The organism is Vibrio kagoshimensis (genome assembly GCF_050337535.1).
Taxonomy (GTDB): Bacteria; Pseudomonadota; Gammaproteobacteria; order Enterobacterales; family Vibrionaceae; genus Vibrio; species Vibrio gallaecicus.
The window spans coordinates 124,800-141,812 of sequence record NZ_JAKJSZ010000006.1; the positions used below are offsets into that span (position 1 = coordinate 124,800).

Below are 17,013 nucleotides of genomic sequence, written 5' to 3' on the forward strand. Positions count from 1 at the left end.
AATACTAAATCGGTACTCCGATTATTTGAAAAGGCTCATATACATCTTGAAAACTTTGTTCATTAACTTGGTCTGGATCATAGAAGTGGGTAAAAAAGAATTAGGAAGACCGGTCTAAAATATTTGAGAAGTTAGACCAGTCAGGGGGGATTTAGACAGTTTATTTGAATGGATTCAGTGTAACCGGAGCAATGAAGAATTTCAGATTCCAATCTGGAGCATACGGAACATATTCTGATGGGTTAGTTGCACCAACATTGGCATCAGGCTTCATTACATAATACTGAAGTTCAACCCCCCAGCGTACGGGCATAGGTCCAATTTTAAACATATCGATATAGCCCAAGCCTACTGGTACCGTGAATTGGTCTGAGCCATCTTTTGTCCAATCAACTTGTATATTCGGTGTCATACCTATTAGGGCTGTGTTGCTTAAACGATAGTTTAAAAAATACTGGATATCAGCTTGGCTTGTTGAGTCGGTGACGCTATCACTTCCGCCAACATCCCACCATTGCTGAGCTAAGAAACCTACGTTCCAGCTTTCAATGCTTGTTGGGTTACCTGTCTCTTTACCAAGACGAGCCACCATTGCAGCAGGACCTACTTGCCATTTATCTTGTGTTAAACCGTCAGTACCGGTGGGCATAATCATTGTTGGACCAACACCCCAAATCCAACCGTCGTCACGGTTAGGTGCAGCCATTGATAGAAAAACAGTGTCGCCCATACCATTTGTACGACCTTCAAAGAAGTCACCGTCTTCACGATCTCCTGGAGCGCTATAATGGTTCGCTACCAGACGGTTAACTAGGTTCCATTCGCCATCCATAATAGGGACTGGCATTACTGGTTGAAAGCTGAAACGGTTTTGCATTTCATGGTGACCATCGTCTTTTTCTAGGACTGTGTAATCATTTTGGGTGATCAACATCCAAACATCAGATACAGGGTTAGCTGATTTTTTTGCAGCTTCTTGCACTGATAATTTTTCTTGTGCACTTGCTGTTGTCGAAAGTAGTGCTGCTGCGGTGATTGCAACAGAAAGGAGATTCTTTTTAAGCATATCTATATCCTTAGCCATAATTTTTAGGAAATTTATTTCATCTTCATAGCCATTAGCCATTAGCCATTAGCCATGAAGCGTTTATTCGTTGGGAGGAATATAGAGGAAGCGAATAATATGAATCTACGTGATATTTCGTTTTGTAATTATCGTGAATCCGATAGTTATAGTTATTTATTCCTTAGATATACAGATTAATAACAAATAACCGGCCGGCTTTTGAGAAAAGATATGTGTCGATTTTTAGAGGAATGACGTGCAGATAAAGTGAACGAAAAGTTCACCATGCTATGTATAGTAAGGGCTAGAGCTTATGATGCTTGAAGATGAATGGATTTATCTGGAAAGCTGTATGGTGGGAAAAGGTGTAATGTTTGGTGCGTACGATATAAATATAAAACGAGCTTTACTACATGGCAGAAAGTGATGCGCGAAACAGTGTCACGAAAAGTGAGACAATAAGCTCTTGTTTATCCCGTTCATTAGGCTAAAATTCAATACAAATCGAAACGGTGTAGTCATGATTTACGGATAAAGCTCTAAAGAGAAGGGTGAGACTCTTTTAGAGTGTATATACGCGACATAAATAGAAAAAGCTTAGCCAACGCTAAGCTTAATATTCCGATAAGTACTGAGTAGATTTATACCTGAGTTAATCGTTACTTGAAGCGATAGTTAACTTGGAGACCTACATAATGAGCATGGCTTTCATAGGAGCCTTTCATGTTACCAAGATTAGGAAGTACATCGAGCGTATAATCGATCTCAGGTTCGCTTAAGTCGATGTAGTCGTAATAGCCGCGCATCTCCCAATTACGGTTGATTTTATACGTTGCACCTAGACCAAATCGCCAAATTTCACCTAAAGGCACATCCATGTAAATATTATTTGGATTGTCTTGAGGAGATGTTTCGTAACTTATTCCTGTTTCTAAACGTACTTTTCGGCTTAATTGGTAGTGAGTGCCTATTGCGAAGTTCCAAACATCATCAAAGTTTCGAGTCACAACAGGGATAGGGCTATCATTGATATCCAGCGTTAAGTCAGTCCAGGTTGATAAATCGTACCAAGTGACACTCCACAGTAAATCCCATTTTGGAATAACTGTGTGTACACCACTTGCTTGTAGGTGTGCTGGCATAATGAAGTCCAAACCAACATCTGCAGAAGGAGCTGTGTCTAAAAACCCGGTATGGCTGGTCTTCACGTCTCCTTCACCATAATGTGCGATTTCAGAACGGTAAATTAAGCCAAATCTATGGTTATTGTTTGGTTTATAAAACGCACTTAATGAATAGCCAACGTTAAAATCGTTCGCTTCTGCTTCAAGCACACCCGTTCCAATAGTAGGCAGTGAGCCGGGGAGTACATCAAGCTCGCCATTTGCCGTAAAGTATTCAAAGTTAGCTGACATACCAACCGCTAATTCTTCATTTACTTTATAAGATATGGCTGGTGTAATTTGTACGGTAACAAACTCGGCATTTTCTAATAAGCTTTGCCCGTGAAAGTTTTTCCCATAATCAACCCCTGATCCTCCTTGGGATGCAAGCGCAATTCCGCCGTGAAACTTGTCATTAATCGGGGTTGCGAAATAGAAACTGGCCGCAGGGGTTAGCGTCCCACCATCTGCATTTTGACCATTAGCGAACGCACCCGTTGAGCCCGCGTCTGTATAATCAAATGTGGTATCAAGTAGCGCAGCATTCATCGTTACATTCATTTCTTCTAACTGCGACATACCTGCTGGGTTTGTCCACGCTGTTAAAGCACTTTCTGCTAATGCTGCGCTTCCTGCTCCTGCTGTACTGACATTTAAAGAGCCTAATTCAGGAAGAAGTGGACCCGCAGCATATGCTTGGCTTACTACCGTAGTAATTGCCAAAGCTAAAAAGTGTTTTTTCATTTAACCAACCTATTGTGATGACTACCATAAACAGGCGGATACTAGATGGACTTTAAAGTGAGAAACATAAGCAAAATAATTATTTAATTATCGCTTTCACGATGATTCAATCTAGGTGGATGTCAAAAGTCGGTTATATAAATGTGTTGTTTAGAAAATCTATGAAATTAAGTGATTATATAGTTAGACCGCAATACGTCAGTAGTAAACACTGAAATCTATCGCTCTTATTATTAGGTCTAGTGGTACTACTCATAGCAATTGAGTTTGAAGAGTTAAGTTTCAGTTCACATATAGAAAGCAAGTAAATGGTAAACATTGAACCTATTACGAAAAACAAGTAAAAGATAAGTTAATTATCGTTTTAACGATTGATAGGAAAAATGAATGAGTAACGACATTCCGAACTTTAACTTATTGGCTGTATTTTCTGCTGTGATGGAGCAGGGGAGTTTAAGTAAGGCGGCCGAGCACTTGAATACCAACCAGTCGACAATCAGTACCGCTTTGGGACGATTAAAGAATGATGTTGGTCAGGAATTGTTTGTACGCAGCGGGCGAGGAGTGGTACCAACCGCTTTTTCACAGAGTTTGTATGAGCAGGTGAAAGCACCAATACAAGAGCTTAATGGCGTATTTCAGGGAATGGCATCATTTGATGAGGTGACATCTGAGCGTAAATTTGTCGTCTCAGCCCCTGAACATTTGCAGTGGTTATTGCTTAACCGCTTTGCTCAGTTGCCTAACCAAGGGATCTCGTTGGAAGTTTATGATCAACCTGACACTGATGATCAAGTTCATGAAGATCTTTTAACGCAAAAGTTTGATGCAATGATTGATATTGTATTGCCTGAGCATCCAAGTACCGTCAGTGAGAAGCTTTATGATGGTGAGTTTGTGATTGCTTGTCGCACTGGACACCCAAGAATTAAGGGTGAGATAACTGAAGCGCAATACATGACAGAAAAACATGCTGTTTTGGATCGAACTCGGCGTCAGGTTAGAAGCTTAAGTCACTATACTTCACTGGATTTATCACAGCGTAAGATTGTTTTTCACGGCAGTTCGCTATTTAGTAACTTATTACTGTGCAGTCAGTCGGACTACATCACGGTTGTGCCACTTTCAATGGCAATTCAATTTCAAGAGCGTTTAGATTTACAGTTATTCCAGCCTCCTTTTGAGTATTTGCCTATCTCTCATTATCTGATTTGGCTGAAAAAACAAAATAACGATCCTGCTCATAAGTGGTTCAGACAAGAAATTATCAACACTTCCGATGAAATGTCACAGCTGTTACATCATAAGTGTCCTGCTTTTAAAAAATAGCAAAAGTATAAATTTTCATTAATATTCAATGATATAAATTAATTAGGAGGCTTCGGTCTCCTTTTTCTACTTAAGCTTTCATATTACCCGCCTCTCCCTTCCCAACAATTATATTGATAACAAAAAATTATCACTATGAAAATTTTTGATAATTTCAATAAATTGTACCTTTCCCCTAATATACCCAACAACAGAGAAGATTAAGACTTCAGAACAGACAAATCGCTTCATTAGTTTGAAGTATACAAAGGTGAATAAATGAAATTCTTGCACACAATGCTTCGAGTGACGAACTTAAATAAATCTATTGAGTTTTATACGAAGGTTCTGGGTATGAAGGAGCTTGAGCGTCACGAGAACACTGAATATCGTTATACACTGGTTTTTGTGGGTTACGAGCACGGTGGAACAACTATCGAGCTGACATTTAACTGGGATACCAATGAGTACAACATGGGCAACCAATTTGGTCATTTGGCACTAGGTGTAGAAGATATTTATGAAGCGTGTGACAAGATTAAATCATTGGGTGGGAGTGTGACTCGTGAAGCGGGACCTGTAAAAGGTGGAACCACTCATATTGCTTTTATTACTGACCCAGATGGCTACCAAATCGAACTGATTCAATTAGGTTAATTAGAGGATAACATGATGACAAACGCACTATTCCAACCGATTCAACTTGGTAATATCACTCTAAAGAATCGTATTGTAATGCCACCCATGACTCGTTCTCGTGCTACTCAGCCTGGCAACGCAGCAAATGAAATGATGGCTGAATATTATGCTCAACGTGCAACTGCAGGTTTAATTATTGCGGAAGGTACACAGATCTCAGCTATGGGACAGGGTTATGCTTGGACTCCTGGCATTTATTCAGATGAACAAATCGCGGGTTGGAAAAAAGTAACGGATGCTGTGCATGAAAAAGATGGCGTTATATTCGCGCAGCTTTGGCATGTTGGTCGTGTTACACACCCAGACAACATCGGTGGTGAACAGCCAATTTCATCATCAGCAATGAAAGCTGAAAATGTAAAAGTATTTATCGATAATGGTACTGATGCTCCTGGATTTGTTGATGTTGTTGAACCTCGTGAAATGACGAAGTCAGACATCAAAGATGTTGTCGAACAATACCGTCAAGCGGCTTTAAATGCGGTTGAAGCGGGTTTTGATGGCATTGAATTACATGCGGCGAATGGTTACTTGATTAACCAGTTTATTGATTCTGAAGCAAACAGTAGAACAGATGAATACGGCGGTTCAGTTGAAAATCGCTTACGTTTCTTAGGTGAAGTTGTTGAAGCTATGGTTAGTGCTATCGGTGCTGATAAAGTAGGTGTTCGCCTTGCGCCGTTTACGTCACTAAATGGCACTGTTGATGCGACACCTGTTGAGACTTACACAGCCGCAGCGACGCTACTCAACTTATACAAAATCGTTTATTTGCATATTGCAGAAGTCGATTGGGATGATGCTCCAGAAACACCTAAAACATTTAAAGAAGCGGTGCGTAACGCTTACGATGGTGTTCTGATTTACGCAGGTAAATATGACAGCGAACGCGGTGAGAGAGCAGTTGCTGAAGGAGTGACTGATATGGTTGGTTTTGGTCGCCCGTTTGTCGCGAACCCTGATTTACCCGCGCGTATTCAAAATGGTTACCCACTAGCAGCACATGATCCAAACACATTGTTTGGCGGTGCTGAAAAAGGTCTGACTGACTACCCAGTATATGCAGGCTAAAAATACTGCCTGAAAGCAGAGTATTAAGATAGTATCTTGATCCTGTGAAATGTTTATAAAAGCAACCCGCAGAGTCGGGTTGCTTTTTTGTTATTGGACCATATGTAAATGATGAACGTAAAAGCAATGCGTGGAGAACTTTATCTCTTATGTGCAACTTTATTAGCTGGGGTTGGATGGATTGCTTCTAAGCTGGTGGTCTTAGAAATGCCAGGTCCCGTGTTTATTGGTGTCCGATTTACGATCGCAAGTTTATTGCTTTTCCCCTTTTGTTTTCGCCATATTCGCCAACTGACAATTAAACAAATCATGTCGCTATGCGGTGTTGGCTTGCTGCTTTCTGTCTCATTACAGGTGTGGGTGTATGCAGTTTCAGTAACCGAAACGTTATCTGAAGGGGCGTTTATTATGAGCTTAGCAATGATTATTGCCCCATTTGTTTCTTGGGTGATCTTTCGAGTTAAACCTAATCGTGCGTTTTGGCTGTCATTTCCTATCGCGATTATTGGTATGTTGCTGCTTACCTTAACTAATGGTTGGCATCTAGAGCCGAGCCAGATCTATTTTCTGCTGGCATCAATGCTGCTATCACTTCACTTTGTAATGAACAAACGAGTCATCACCAATATCAAGCCTATTGCATCAATTTGTATTCAACTTTTTGTGGTCGGCATCAGTGGGCTCGTGTTTGCGTCTTCGACTGTTCAACCTGAGTTTGAAATAACTCAAACTCTTGTGTTTTGGTTCGTAGTCTCTGCTGTCGTTGCCACAACTATCCGCTATTTACTGCAGACTGTGGGACAACATTCAGTGAATATGGAAGTGGCTGCTCTTATCATGATTTTAGAACCGGTATGGACGTTGTTATTAAGTGTCTGTGTACTTGGAGAGAGTGTAGAACTGCAAAAATTAATAGGTGGGGCGGTAATCATTGCGTCACTGTGTTGCTACATCAAATGGTCGAGAAAAAATAAAGCCCTCGACTAGAGCGAGGGCTTTGGTGATTTGGTTTTGTACTTACTGAATCTTGACTGAATTGCAGGGAGCTTATTTGTTAGATAGCGAAAACCTTTCGCTAGATATCAGCAACCATTTTCTGTAGTAAAGCGATCATTTGCTTCTGCTCATCTGAGTCGAGAGTGCTAAGTAAGTCTTTGTTTAATCTTAGAGGGATAGGGATCAACTCTGTTTCCAGCGCTTTACCTTTTTCAGTCAAAAATATTCTAAATGATCGACGGCTATTTGGGTCATCTCTGCGTTCAACAAGTGCGAGTTTTTCCAACTTGTCTAATGTTCGTGTGGTTGTTGAATTTTCAACCTTCGATTTAGCGGCGATGTCACGTTGGGTGATGCCTTCTTCTTCCCACAGACACATCAATGTTGGCCACAAAGCAATGGTTAACCCATGCTTTTTCAACTCAGCATCAAAGTCTTTACTCGCTTTGTTAGCAACGACATTGATCATCCAGCCAAAGCTACTTTGTCTATTAAACTCTTCCTGCATTTACTTACATCCAGTTCTTACTGTGATAATACAACTATTGTCATCGTAACTAATGCTGATGCAATAAGCACTAGAAATGCTTTTTGTTCTGATGAAAAAAGTTAACTGCATACCATTTTATTAAAAAACATCCAATATCATCAATATGCAGTTTTCGTTGTGGCTTATTACTCGCGCCTATTCACTGACCGTAACTTTAGATATGACAATATCTTCGCATGGAACATCTTCATGGCCCCAACGAATTGTTGTAGGGGCTGACTCTATTTTTCTGACCACATCCATACCAGCCGACACTTTTCCAAACACGGCATATCCCCAACCAGAATTTGTAGTAGAGGTATGATCTAAAAACTCATTGTTATCTAAGTTAATGAAAAATTGAGCGGTAGCGGAATGAGGAGCATCTGTACGCGCCATAGCGACGGAACCAATGACATTTTTTAAACCACGATTTGCTTCATTAACAATCGGAGCTCTTGTTGGTTTTTCTGTCATATCGATGGTATGCCCACCACCTTGGATCATGAAACCTTCGATGACTCTGTGGAATGTGGTGCCTTCATAAAATCCATCTTGGCAATACTTTAAAAAGTTCTTAGAGCTAACCGGAGCTTTCTCTAAATCCAACTCAATCTCAATGTCACCAAAGTTTGTCGTAAAAATAATCATAGTATTTACTGTTTTAAAAATAGTTGAAGGCAGTATAAGGAAATTCCATAAAGAAGAGTAGAAGAGTAGAAGAGTAGAAGAGTAGAAGAGTAGAAGGTCAACAGAATACGAAAGCCATACTAGAAACAAAAAGGCTTAGTCATGAACTAAGCCTTTGGATTAATAAACTGGATGATTGTTCAAATTAATATTCGCTTGGAAGTACCCGCAAATATCAGCACAAAGCTAGCCAGAAAATGACTATTATAGATCCAGTAAGTAGTTAACTAATTGGTTGTATTCTTCGTAGCTCTTGATGCTACCAGGTTTCACAATGTATTTATCATTCACTAATACGCCAGGAACACCTGTTAAAGTACTTGCCTCAAACTGCTTATCGAAACGTTTTTGCATCGAGTTAACAGCAAAGCTGTTATATGCAGCATCAAACTTTTTAGCATCAATCCCAGTATCTAAGAAGATTTGACGTAGAGCCTCTTCATCTTTTGGCGCTTGTCTTAGGTCGTGTATTTGTTTGAACATTTCAGGAATCATGCTCTCTTCAGCGTCAAGAGCGATCATAGTTGCGTATGACTTAGCCATAGGCACTGCCATGTTGCTGCCCATAAAGGCTACGTGCACTTTCTCAAAACTAGCATCCTTTGGTAAGCTTTTTTTCAAGTTCTCAACCACACCTTCAAACTTGTAGCAATGCGGGCAATAGAAAGAGAAAAACTCCGTCACTGTAGATGTTTTTGCTTTTTTCACATCTAAAGTTGTGTAATGCGTCCCTTCTTCAAATTGTGCCGCTTGTGCTGATAAGCTAAGAATTAATGCGCTAAATAGAGTAAGTAATTTTTTCATAATGATGTTATTTCCAATAATTAAATCGTCAGCCATCACGCCATAAGTAGTAGCGTAATGAATTTATGTTGTTGTATAAGCTGAGATGAAAGCTAGGAAATAGGAGGGCGTAGTAAAGTTTGGCTATGTAAAACCGGTTTTAGTTTAGGTTCGCGTTCTATAAGCGCTAAAGATTGATGCTGATAATCAATAGAGCTTGAAGCCTTGAAAGGTGGCATTTTTAACAGGCAGACAGAGCTACAACCACTGTGTTCAGTGTGTTTAACTTCAGTCTCTTGATGGTTATTCGGGCAATCTAAGTGAGTGACTTCGGTAGTTAGGTGAGAAGTCACTGGCTGAATGGTATTCGCAAAACTAGGGCTGTTATGTAGGCTTGTGCTTTCTGTTGCCGGAATTTCAGATACAAGCCCGGTGTCAGCGCGTTTTATGGCACTAACTGAGTTATTTGCTACTAACATAGCAAACAACATAAAAGCATGTATCCAAATTTTATTAAGCAATTTTGGCATGAATGATCGCAATCTAGTTTAAACAATAACTTTCGTTGTTAAGCATCATACATGACCAAGGGTAACCCGCCAATTGTTCGATGTGATTCAATATTATTCTCTACTTTCGTTAAACATGTGTATGGTCCCGCGTTCCATATTTTTCGCATAAAATAGAGCTCTATCTGCTATCGCTATGAATTGTTCAATATTGACTTCATCGTTTATTGTTTTGCGATGCATAAGTCCAATGGTAATCGAAAGTACGTTACTAACTGTCGAGTCGATATTAGGAATTTTCAGCGATTGAATAATCATAAGCAATTTTTGAGCGTATTGTTGCGCTTCATCCTTACTGACTTTAGGCATGAAAACTAAAAATTCATCCCCCCCAAAACGGAAACAGTCACCACCTTTACTTGCACACCAACTCTTAATTGAATGAGCTATTTTTATTAATGCTTGATCACCTTGTAAATGTCCGTAGCGGTCGTTAAGGTTCTTAAAACAATCAATATCGATCATAAATAAAGCGGCACTTGTTTTATTTATTATCGTAGTATTCAAAGCCGTTGGAAGAAGTTTTTCTAAAGCAAAACGATTATATATTTGAGTTAAATGGTCTGTATAAGTTTGCTTTTCAAGGGCTTGTTGCTGCTCAGCCAGTTGAACTTGAATGACTTTGTATTCAGTGATGTTTCGCACGGTCCAAAGTACATGGTGTTGAGCTAACGGAACAACAAAAGCGCTGAAGTATTGCAATCCGGAAGGTCCATCCATACCTTTAAAGCACGGTAATTGCCTTGAGTCTAATTCATACTCTAACTCATACGCTTGTTGAGTTCGGATTACTTGCCGGACAATATCTTCAAACCAACATGCTTTTTCCATAGGTAGAATTTCACGAATGTGCATTCCTACCACTAAGTTTGGACTATGGTGACGCGTATGATCTGTTCCACCCCAAGCTTCCACGTAGAAGCCATCCTCATTAATTAAGAATGTTGGTTCTGGAAGTACATCAAACACCTTTGAGATGACTTCAGGGTTGTTGCTGACTGCTCGGTAAAATACTGAATCCAAGTTTTCGGGGTCCTGATAAATCCAACTGTTAATAAAGATATAGCGTATTTCATCAATTTTAACCGGATATAGCCCATATATTGATAATGAAGTCCCACTTTTAGGACCGTTTTCGTTACGGGAAGAAAGCAGTGCTGTATGGAATGTCATTCTTTATTTTAGAGGCATTAAAGCGGATTAAGACTATTGCTTTGAATCAAGACCCACGTGTCATAGAATCAATACTCCTATAGTTTGTGTCAGAATTTTTGATGTTCATCGGACTTGGATGGTCAGTGTGCATGTTTTAGGATTGACGCATATTCTCGATTGATAAAGCGATAGAGTTAAGTGCTGAACGTATTTCACTTAGCTGAATCAGTCGACCAATGGTCTACCCGTTAAGATTAATTTGAAGAGTAGTGAGAGTTAATGAGCAGTATTTTAGAGTGTATTCGAACTGTTGGACGTGGTGAAAGAGGGCGTAAGCCTTTGTCGTTCGACCAAGCTTATAGAATCATGGATGAGTATTTAAGTGGGCAAGTTGGTGATGACCAAATGGCAATGCTTTTAATGCTGATTCGAGTGCAAAATGAAACGAATGAAGAGATTGCCGGCTTCGTTAAAGCATTCCAATCTCGAGTCCCAGATCTTGGTGCCGATATTGATTGGCCATGCTACGCAGGTAAGCGAAATGACAAAAGTAGCGGTAAACCTTGGAATCTCTTAGCGGCAAAAATTTTGTCGGAACAAGGTTATAAAATTTTAATGCATGGTTATATGGATAAGCCAAGCGGGCGAGAGCATGTTGAAACTTACCTCGAAACACTCAACGTGCGAAGTGCCGAAAGCCCAGAAGATGCGAAAGCAATAATGGATGCGGATGGTATTGCTTACTTGCCATTGGCTAACTTTGCTCCTGAAGCAAAAACCATGATCAGCTGGAAAAATCGTTATGGTCTTCGTACTCCTATTAATACCGTAGTTCGAGCGTTAAACCCCGGTGGCGGCCGTTTAGGTTTAAGGGGCAGTTTCCATCCAGGATTTCCACAATTACACGCTGAAGTGGAACATGTAATAGGCAATAAGTCACACTCGGTTATTTCATTTAAAGGTCAATCAGGTGAGTCTGAATACAACCCGAAAGTGAGCCAAACAGTATGGATGAGTACTCCTGAGAAAGTAGAGTCATTTTATTGGGAAGGGTCAATGAATGTTGAGTTACCTACGCCTAAAGAATGCGTTCTAGGGACACCTGAAGAAGAACATGAACTCATGGTTAATAGTGTAGTGGATACCATGACAGCGATTCTATTTGCAGAAAAGCACAATAAAGAAGAAGCCTATGCTTTGGCTTTACAATATTGGAAGCAATACTGCGCAGCTTGATAGCTTGATAGCTTGATAGCTTGATAGCTTGATAGCTTGATAGCTTGATAGCTTGATAGTGCAAAAATACTGAACTCCTGTCTGTACTTTGAGCATGCATTAAAAAGGTCAGCATAATTGCTGACCTTTTGTATTCGAGAGCGAAAAACTTAAAGCTATATATTTGGCTAGGCTTTGTTACTCATGAAGATTGCACCCCGAGAAGGTGATTGTATTAGATAATCAATAGGTTACCTACGATAAGAAATTAGCTATCTACGGTAATAAAGTGATATGCGATTGCCATCTATTTCTTGTACTTTGAAAGGGATTTCATAGATTTCACTGAGTACATCTTCTTGAATTACCTCTAAAACAGTACCGCTTTTTATTACTTCACCAAATTTCATTGCCACAATATTATCCGAATAACTAGAAGCAAAGTTAATGTCATGAATTACAATCACCACCGCTTTGTTGTGTTTATCAGCCAGTTTTTTCAATGTTGCCATGATATCGACAGAATGCTTAATATCTAGGTTATTCAGTGGTTCATCTAAGAATATGTAGTCGGTATCTTGCGCGACAACCATCGCAATGAACGCCATTTGTCTTTGACCACCAGAAAGTTGATCAATATAGCTGTCTTGCAACTCCGATATGTCGAGATGGAAAAGAGCGCGATCAATAATGCTGTTATCTTCATCAGTGAGTCGACCTTGAGAATAAGGAAAACGACCAAAGGCAACTAGTTCTCGAACCGTAAACCGCATGTTGATGTTGTTAGATTGTCTCAACACCGATAAACGTTTTGCAAGGTCTGCACTGCTCCATTGTTCTAATGGTTTATTACCGATGATGACTTGTCCGGCATCGCTCTCAGTTAACTGGCTTGCCATAGAAAGTAAGGTGCTTTTGCCTGCACCGTTAGGCCCAATGATACTGGTCACTTTTCCTTGGGGAAACAATGCATCGGCGTTTTTTACGACGTATTTATTATTATATTTTTTGCTTAGTCCGCTAATTTCAATCACGAGGGTAGACCTTAATCAAATTTGTATTTCATTAGGAGAAATAGGAAATAACCGCCACCAAGGAAGTTGATAATTACGCTGATAGTTGTATCAAAATCAAAGAGGTTCTCGACTACCCACTGTCCGCCAGCAAGTAGCACAATAGAAATTATCGCCGTCGCAAAAAGCAAGAATCGATGTTGGAATCGGCTGAATAACTGGCGGGTGAGTGCAACGACGATAAGACCGAAAAACAGCACGGGACCAGTTAAAGCTGTGGAAATTGATACCATCACAGTGATGATGAACATTACTTGCATGGTTAGCTTGTGGGTATCAACCCCCAAGCTTTTTGCGTTATCAACGCCTAACCACATTACGTCCAGCTTGTTCGCTATTTTGAACAAATATGCGTAGCAAGCGAGCAAAGGAATCGTACACCAGTAAACAAGTTCAGCGTTGATGTTATTGAAGCTCGCAAACATAGAACCTTGTATGTAAGTGAATTCATCAGGGTCGATGACCATAGTGAAAAAGCTCGTCACACTGCTGAATAAGCCGCTTAATACCACGCCAATCAATAGCAAAGTAAAAATGTTCCTTTGCCTACCCTTAAAGTAAAAATGAAATAATGTCATGGCACATACAATCATGATGCATGTTGCAAATAGAAAGTTCATTTTCGTATCAATGATGATGGTACTGAAGCCACCAAAAGCCGCTACAAGTATCACTTGAATCATGACGTAGAGATAGTCAAAACCTAAAATAGAAGGCGTAAGGATACGGTTTGCTGTTATCGTCTGAAAAATTAAAGACGACGATGCAATAGCCATTGCTGAGAGTATGATAGCCAGTACTTTGGGAATTCTTCGTGATAAAAAGAATTGGTAATTCTCTGGCGTGAGCCCTTTACCCAAAAATAATGCACAAATAGCAAAAGCCATCACTATGAGAAGAATAAGTTTATTTGAATCACGCATTCGACTTATCTCTCATGATTAAGTAAATGAACACGGCACCACCTAGAATACTGATGATCATTGAAATGGGCATTTCGTAAGGGAATATAATGATCCGTCCTAAAATGTCGCAAGCTAAGACCATCACCACGCCAACGTAAGCTGTCCATGGAAGATTACGGCGCATGTTGTCGCCGATGAACAAAGAAACAATGTTGGGAACAATTAACCCTAAGAAAGGGATCATTCCAACGATCATCACGACGGATGAAGACAATACCGCAACAAGGATGACGCCAATCAACACAATACGTTGGTAGTTTAAGCCAATGTTTTTTGCAAAGCTTTCTCCTACACTTGCCGCGCTAAAGCGGTTTGCGTACGCATATGCCAGTAGCGAAACCGGAAGTGCAATATAAAGAAATTCATAGTTGCCACGTAATACCGAAGCAAAGTTTGCAACAGTCCATGACCCTAATGTCTGAACAAGATCGTATTTATAAGCGATGAAAGTCGTCATCGATGAAATAACGTTGCCATACATGATGCCGATGAGTGGAACCATAACAGTACTTTTGAATTTTAAGCGCTGTAAAAAACGCACGAACACAACTGTGCCGAAAACAGAAAAAGCAAAAATCGTAAGCAAGTGGACCCAAGCACTCATTCCTGAGAAAGTGATTAAGGCTACGATGTAACCCAGCATGGCCCAATCAATGGTACCTGTGGTAGAAGGAGCTGCAAATCGGTTCTGAACAATTTGCTGCATGATAAGACCAGCAATACTTAATCCAGCACCTGCAAGAATAATGGCCAATAAACGAGGCAGTCGGCTAGTAAACAGAATATTGATTGCATGGCTATCGCCGGACAATATTCCTGATAAAGAAACATTGGCAGCGCCAACTAATAGAGAGCCGCTAGCAAGGGCGAGTAAAATTAAAAATGCTAATAAGTGTGATGATTTCATTTTGTTGGATACGGTACTTATATTTAGTGTTTTTCGTACGGTTTATAACGAAAAACTTGGCGATTGATATTAATCAATCGCCAAGCGTATGGTAATTTTGGTAATTGGTGACCTAGCGAATAGAATCGTGTAAATCATCAATCATCACTTTAATCGATTGGTAGCCACCCGCAGCCAAATACCAAGCGGAAGGGTCAAGGTAAGTGATGTGCTTATTTTTTGCTGCAGGCGTTGAGGATACTAATGAATTATCAAACAGTTGCTTTGCTTGACCACTGGCTTTTCCGATAGCTTGATCTCGGTCTAAAATTAGCAGTACATCTGGTTTTGCATCGGCGATGTATTCGAATGAGATTAAGTTACCGTGTGTGCGAGTTTCGCTTGAAACATTATCTGATGTAGACGTTTGCATACCAGCTTCATTATAAATAAATGAGAATCTGCTAATTGGTCCAAACATAGTAATGTTACTGCCGTTGCTCATTACAGTTAAAGCTTTAGGTTTTGCCTGCTTTGTGAGCTTGGTTAGTGTATCAACCTTAGCTTGAATTTCTGTAATTAACGCGTCTGTTTTTTCTTCTTTATTGAAAATTTCACCTAGTGTGCTCCAGTGCTTCTGAGTGGTACCCCAGTAATTCTTTGAATCGATTTGGAACATATAAGTAGGGGCAATGTCAGCTAGATCTGAGTAGATACTTGCCATTCGACCTTCAGCAATAATTAGATCAGGTTTAAGCGTAAAAAGAGTCTCATAATTAGCTTCTTGCAAGCTACCCGTATTAATGTATTTATCAGACTTGTATTTACTAAGTGCTTCTGGAAGTAAGTTTTTCGGCATACCAAGAGGTTCAATACCTAGTGCGTCAACAAAATCTAAGCTACCAAACCCTAACACTACCACTCGTTGTGGCACTTCATTGATTTCAATCGTTCCCATACTGTGCTCGTATGTTTTTGCAAAGACAGAGGCAGAAGAAAGAGCGATTAAAGACGCCGTAAACGCCAATTTGTTAAAGATTTTAGTTAACATTCGAGAACCTAGGCAGATGAAATTGATATAGATCAAATAAGAATAGTTATTAATTGCGTTTACGTTATCATAGGTTCACTATGCGTCAATCGCATTTCTGTAATAGTGAGTATTCTTAAAATGAATCTATCTCAGGTTGACTTGAACCTTTTAGTTATTCTTAAGCACCTTCTCGAAGAAAAACACGTATCCAATACAGCGCTAGCTCTTGATATAAGCCAGCCAACCGTTAGTCGAACATTGCAAAAATTACGAGGTGTGTTTAAAGATGATCTCTTGGTCAGAACAGCTTATGGCTATGAGCTGACTCCTAAAGCAGAGTCGATAAAGCAAGATTTAAATTCTGTATTAGCGAGTCTTGAAAAGCTCGTTCATGGGGATAATTTCGATCCTTTGGAAAGCCAGAGCACAGTACGATTTTTTGGTTTAGTACCTCAAATTACGCATCTCATGCCTCAGATAGTGGCAAAGATAAGGCAGGATGCGCCAGGCATGATCGTTGATATAGATTCCATTCCCAAAAGACCCTTTGAAGCATTGTTATCTGGTGAGGCTCACTTTGTGCTTTCAACTCATGAGCCGTTGAGTTCAGAGCAGAACTTATATCGAATGTTTGTTGTCAGCCGTGATTACCGTTTATTAATGAGCAAAGATCACCCTTTAGCAGATAAAGAAATCACGGTGAATGACTTATTAGTTAGCCCGTTTGGTCAAATATCCTTGCAGGGTGATAAAAAACTCTCAATAGAAGGTCGCTTTAAAAAGCTTGGACTCATCGATAAGAATCAAACCTTGTCTGTGCCCATTCAGCTTTCTAATTTTAACGTTGCTCCTGCGATTGCAGAGACAACAAATGTAATCTTCCATCTCCCCACACCATTTGCTGAACAAGCCGCGGAACATAGAAACCTTGTATGTAAGCGAGTTCCTGAAGCTCTGCGTCATCCATCCGAAGATGTATACCTTTACTGGCATAAGCGATTCCATAATGATCCTATGTGTCAGTGGATCCGTTCGTTGTTTAAAGAGACTTATTCATAACGTGAATAA

17 protein-coding genes are annotated in these 17,013 nt (G+C 39.9%); 6 read left to right on the plus strand and 11 right to left on the minus strand.

Annotated elements, in window-relative coordinates; genetic code table 11:
* Positions 1-160: 160 nt before the first annotated feature.
* Positions 161-1,066 carry a hypothetical protein gene (locus L4C37_RS06850; protein ID WP_137372905.1) on the minus strand — a complete coding sequence of 302 codons (906 nt, stop codon included), beginning with the start codon at positions 1,064-1,066 and terminating at the stop codon, positions 161-163.
* 659 nt (positions 1,067-1,725) lie between these two features.
* Positions 1,726-2,973: an OmpP1/FadL family transporter gene (locus L4C37_RS06855; RefSeq protein ID WP_429768210.1), complete on the minus strand. Its 1,248-nt coding sequence runs from the start codon at positions 2,971-2,973 to the stop codon at positions 1,726-1,728.
* A 387-nt stretch (positions 2,974-3,360) separates the two neighbouring features.
* On the opposite strand from L4C37_RS06855, the gene L4C37_RS06860 reads away from it, so the two are divergent.
* From L4C37_RS06860 to L4C37_RS06875, 4 genes are all read left to right on the plus strand, one after another.
* Positions 3,361-4,302 (plus strand): LysR family transcriptional regulator, encoded by a 942-nt coding sequence (locus L4C37_RS06860; protein ID WP_429768211.1) that lies wholly within the window; start codon positions 3,361-3,363, stop codon positions 4,300-4,302.
* Between the two features lie 258 nt (positions 4,303-4,560).
* Positions 4,561-4,938, plus strand: coding sequence for a lactoylglutathione lyase (gene gloA / locus L4C37_RS06865; protein ID WP_429768212.1), 378 nt, complete (start codon positions 4,561-4,563; stop codon positions 4,936-4,938).
* 15 nt (positions 4,939-4,953) lie between these two features.
* On the plus strand, positions 4,954-6,051 hold the full coding sequence (locus L4C37_RS06870; protein ID WP_137373286.1) for an alkene reductase: 1,098 nt from the start codon (positions 4,954-4,956) through the stop codon (positions 6,049-6,051).
* A gap of 108 nt (positions 6,052-6,159) precedes the next feature.
* A complete protein-coding gene (locus L4C37_RS06875) occupies positions 6,160-7,038 on the plus strand; it encodes a DMT family transporter (RefSeq protein WP_429768213.1) in 879 nt (292 codons plus the stop codon).
* Positions 7,039-7,126: 88 nt separating this feature from the next.
* Here L4C37_RS06875 and L4C37_RS06880 read toward each other — a convergent pair whose 3' ends face one another.
* The 5 genes from L4C37_RS06880 to L4C37_RS06900 form a co-directional block, all read right to left on the minus strand.
* Complete coding sequence (locus L4C37_RS06880) at positions 7,127-7,555, minus strand: MarR family winged helix-turn-helix transcriptional regulator (protein WP_429768214.1); 429 nt, start codon at positions 7,553-7,555, stop codon at positions 7,127-7,129.
* Positions 7,556-7,732: 177 nt separating this feature from the next.
* On the minus strand, positions 7,733-8,227 hold the full coding sequence (locus L4C37_RS06885) for a peptidylprolyl isomerase (protein WP_137372911.1): 495 nt from the start codon (positions 8,225-8,227) through the stop codon (positions 7,733-7,735).
* A 243-nt stretch (positions 8,228-8,470) separates the two neighbouring features.
* Complete coding sequence (locus L4C37_RS06890; protein WP_273296209.1) at positions 8,471-9,070, minus strand: thiol:disulfide interchange protein DsbA/DsbL; 600 nt, start codon at positions 9,068-9,070, stop codon at positions 8,471-8,473.
* Positions 9,071-9,162: 92 nt separating this feature from the next.
* Entirely contained in the window at positions 9,163-9,579 is a 417-nt protein-coding gene (locus L4C37_RS06895; protein WP_429768215.1) for a hypothetical protein, read from the minus strand.
* A gap of 93 nt (positions 9,580-9,672) precedes the next feature.
* Positions 9,673-10,791: a sensor domain-containing diguanylate cyclase gene (locus L4C37_RS06900; protein WP_137372914.1), complete on the minus strand. Its 1,119-nt coding sequence runs from the start codon at positions 10,789-10,791 to the stop codon at positions 9,673-9,675.
* Between the two features lie 261 nt (positions 10,792-11,052).
* On the opposite strand from L4C37_RS06900, the gene L4C37_RS06905 reads away from it, so the two are divergent.
* Positions 11,053-12,009, plus strand: a complete 957-nt coding sequence (locus L4C37_RS06905; RefSeq protein ID WP_429768216.1) for a glycosyl transferase family protein — start codon at positions 11,053-11,055, stop codon at positions 12,007-12,009.
* Positions 12,010-12,260: 251 nt separating this feature from the next.
* Here the strand turns inward: L4C37_RS06905 and L4C37_RS06910 are convergent, their stop codons facing one another.
* From L4C37_RS06910 to L4C37_RS06925, 4 genes are all read right to left on the minus strand, one after another.
* Positions 12,261-13,022, minus strand: a complete 762-nt coding sequence (locus tag L4C37_RS06910) for an iron ABC transporter ATP-binding protein (RefSeq protein WP_273297244.1) — start codon at positions 13,020-13,022, stop codon at positions 12,261-12,263.
* A gap of 11 nt (positions 13,023-13,033) precedes the next feature.
* Entirely contained in the window at positions 13,034-13,984 is a 951-nt protein-coding gene (locus L4C37_RS06915; protein ID WP_429768217.1) for an iron chelate uptake ABC transporter family permease subunit, read from the minus strand.
* Positions 13,977-14,933, minus strand: a complete 957-nt coding sequence (locus tag L4C37_RS06920) for an ABC transporter permease (RefSeq protein WP_429768218.1) — start codon at positions 14,931-14,933, stop codon at positions 13,977-13,979. The genes L4C37_RS06915 and L4C37_RS06920 overlap by 8 nt, the downstream gene beginning before the upstream one ends.
* Before the next feature lie 112 nt (positions 14,934-15,045).
* A complete protein-coding gene (locus L4C37_RS06925; RefSeq protein ID WP_429768219.1) occupies positions 15,046-15,963 on the minus strand; it encodes a siderophore ABC transporter substrate-binding protein in 918 nt (305 codons plus the stop codon).
* A gap of 120 nt (positions 15,964-16,083) precedes the next feature.
* Between L4C37_RS06925 and L4C37_RS06930 the strand changes: the two genes are divergently transcribed.
* Positions 16,084-17,004: a LysR family transcriptional regulator gene (locus L4C37_RS06930; RefSeq protein WP_137372920.1), complete on the plus strand. Its 921-nt coding sequence runs from the start codon at positions 16,084-16,086 to the stop codon at positions 17,002-17,004.
* Positions 17,005-17,013 lie beyond the last annotated feature (9 nt).

Excerpts from the sequence above, each read along its gene's own strand:
- L4C37_RS06870 (WP_137373286.1), top strand. The coding sequence starts at position 4,954 with ATGACAAACGCACTATTCCAACCGATTCAACTTGGTAATATCACTCTA.
- L4C37_RS06855 (WP_429768210.1), bottom strand. The coding sequence starts at position 2,973 with ATGAAAAAACACTTTTTAGCTTTGGCAATTACTACGGTAGTAAGCCAA.
- L4C37_RS06885 (WP_137372911.1), bottom strand. The coding sequence starts at position 8,227 with ATGATTATTTTTACGACAAACTTTGGTGACATTGAGATTGAGTTGGAT.
- L4C37_RS06875 (WP_429768213.1), top strand. The coding sequence starts at position 6,160 with ATGATGAACGTAAAAGCAATGCGTGGAGAACTTTATCTCTTATGTGCA.
- L4C37_RS06905 (WP_429768216.1), top strand. The coding sequence starts at position 11,053 with ATGAGCAGTATTTTAGAGTGTATTCGAACTGTTGGACGTGGTGAAAGA.
- L4C37_RS06900 (WP_137372914.1), bottom strand. The coding sequence starts at position 10,791 with ATGACATTCCATACAGCACTGCTTTCTTCCCGTAACGAAAACGGTCCT.
- L4C37_RS06880 (WP_429768214.1), bottom strand. The coding sequence starts at position 7,555 with ATGCAGGAAGAGTTTAATAGACAAAGTAGCTTTGGCTGGATGATCAAT.
- L4C37_RS06860 (WP_429768211.1), top strand. The coding sequence starts at position 3,361 with ATGAGTAACGACATTCCGAACTTTAACTTATTGGCTGTATTTTCTGCT.
- L4C37_RS06850 (WP_137372905.1), bottom strand. The coding sequence starts at position 1,066 with ATGCTTAAAAAGAATCTCCTTTCTGTTGCAATCACCGCAGCAGCACTA.
- L4C37_RS06925 (WP_429768219.1), bottom strand. The coding sequence starts at position 15,963 with ATGTTAACTAAAATCTTTAACAAATTGGCGTTTACGGCGTCTTTAATC.
- gloA (WP_429768212.1), top strand. The coding sequence starts at position 4,561 with ATGAAATTCTTGCACACAATGCTTCGAGTGACGAACTTAAATAAATCT.
- L4C37_RS06895 (WP_429768215.1), bottom strand. The coding sequence starts at position 9,579 with ATGCCAAAATTGCTTAATAAAATTTGGATACATGCTTTTATGTTGTTT.
- L4C37_RS06930 (WP_137372920.1), top strand. The coding sequence starts at position 16,084 with ATGAATCTATCTCAGGTTGACTTGAACCTTTTAGTTATTCTTAAGCAC.
- L4C37_RS06920 (WP_429768218.1), bottom strand. The coding sequence starts at position 14,933 with ATGAAATCATCACACTTATTAGCATTTTTAATTTTACTCGCCCTTGCT.
- L4C37_RS06915 (WP_429768217.1), bottom strand. The coding sequence starts at position 13,984 with ATGCGTGATTCAAATAAACTTATTCTTCTCATAGTGATGGCTTTTGCT.
- L4C37_RS06890 (WP_273296209.1), bottom strand. The coding sequence starts at position 9,070 with ATGAAAAAATTACTTACTCTATTTAGCGCATTAATTCTTAGCTTATCA.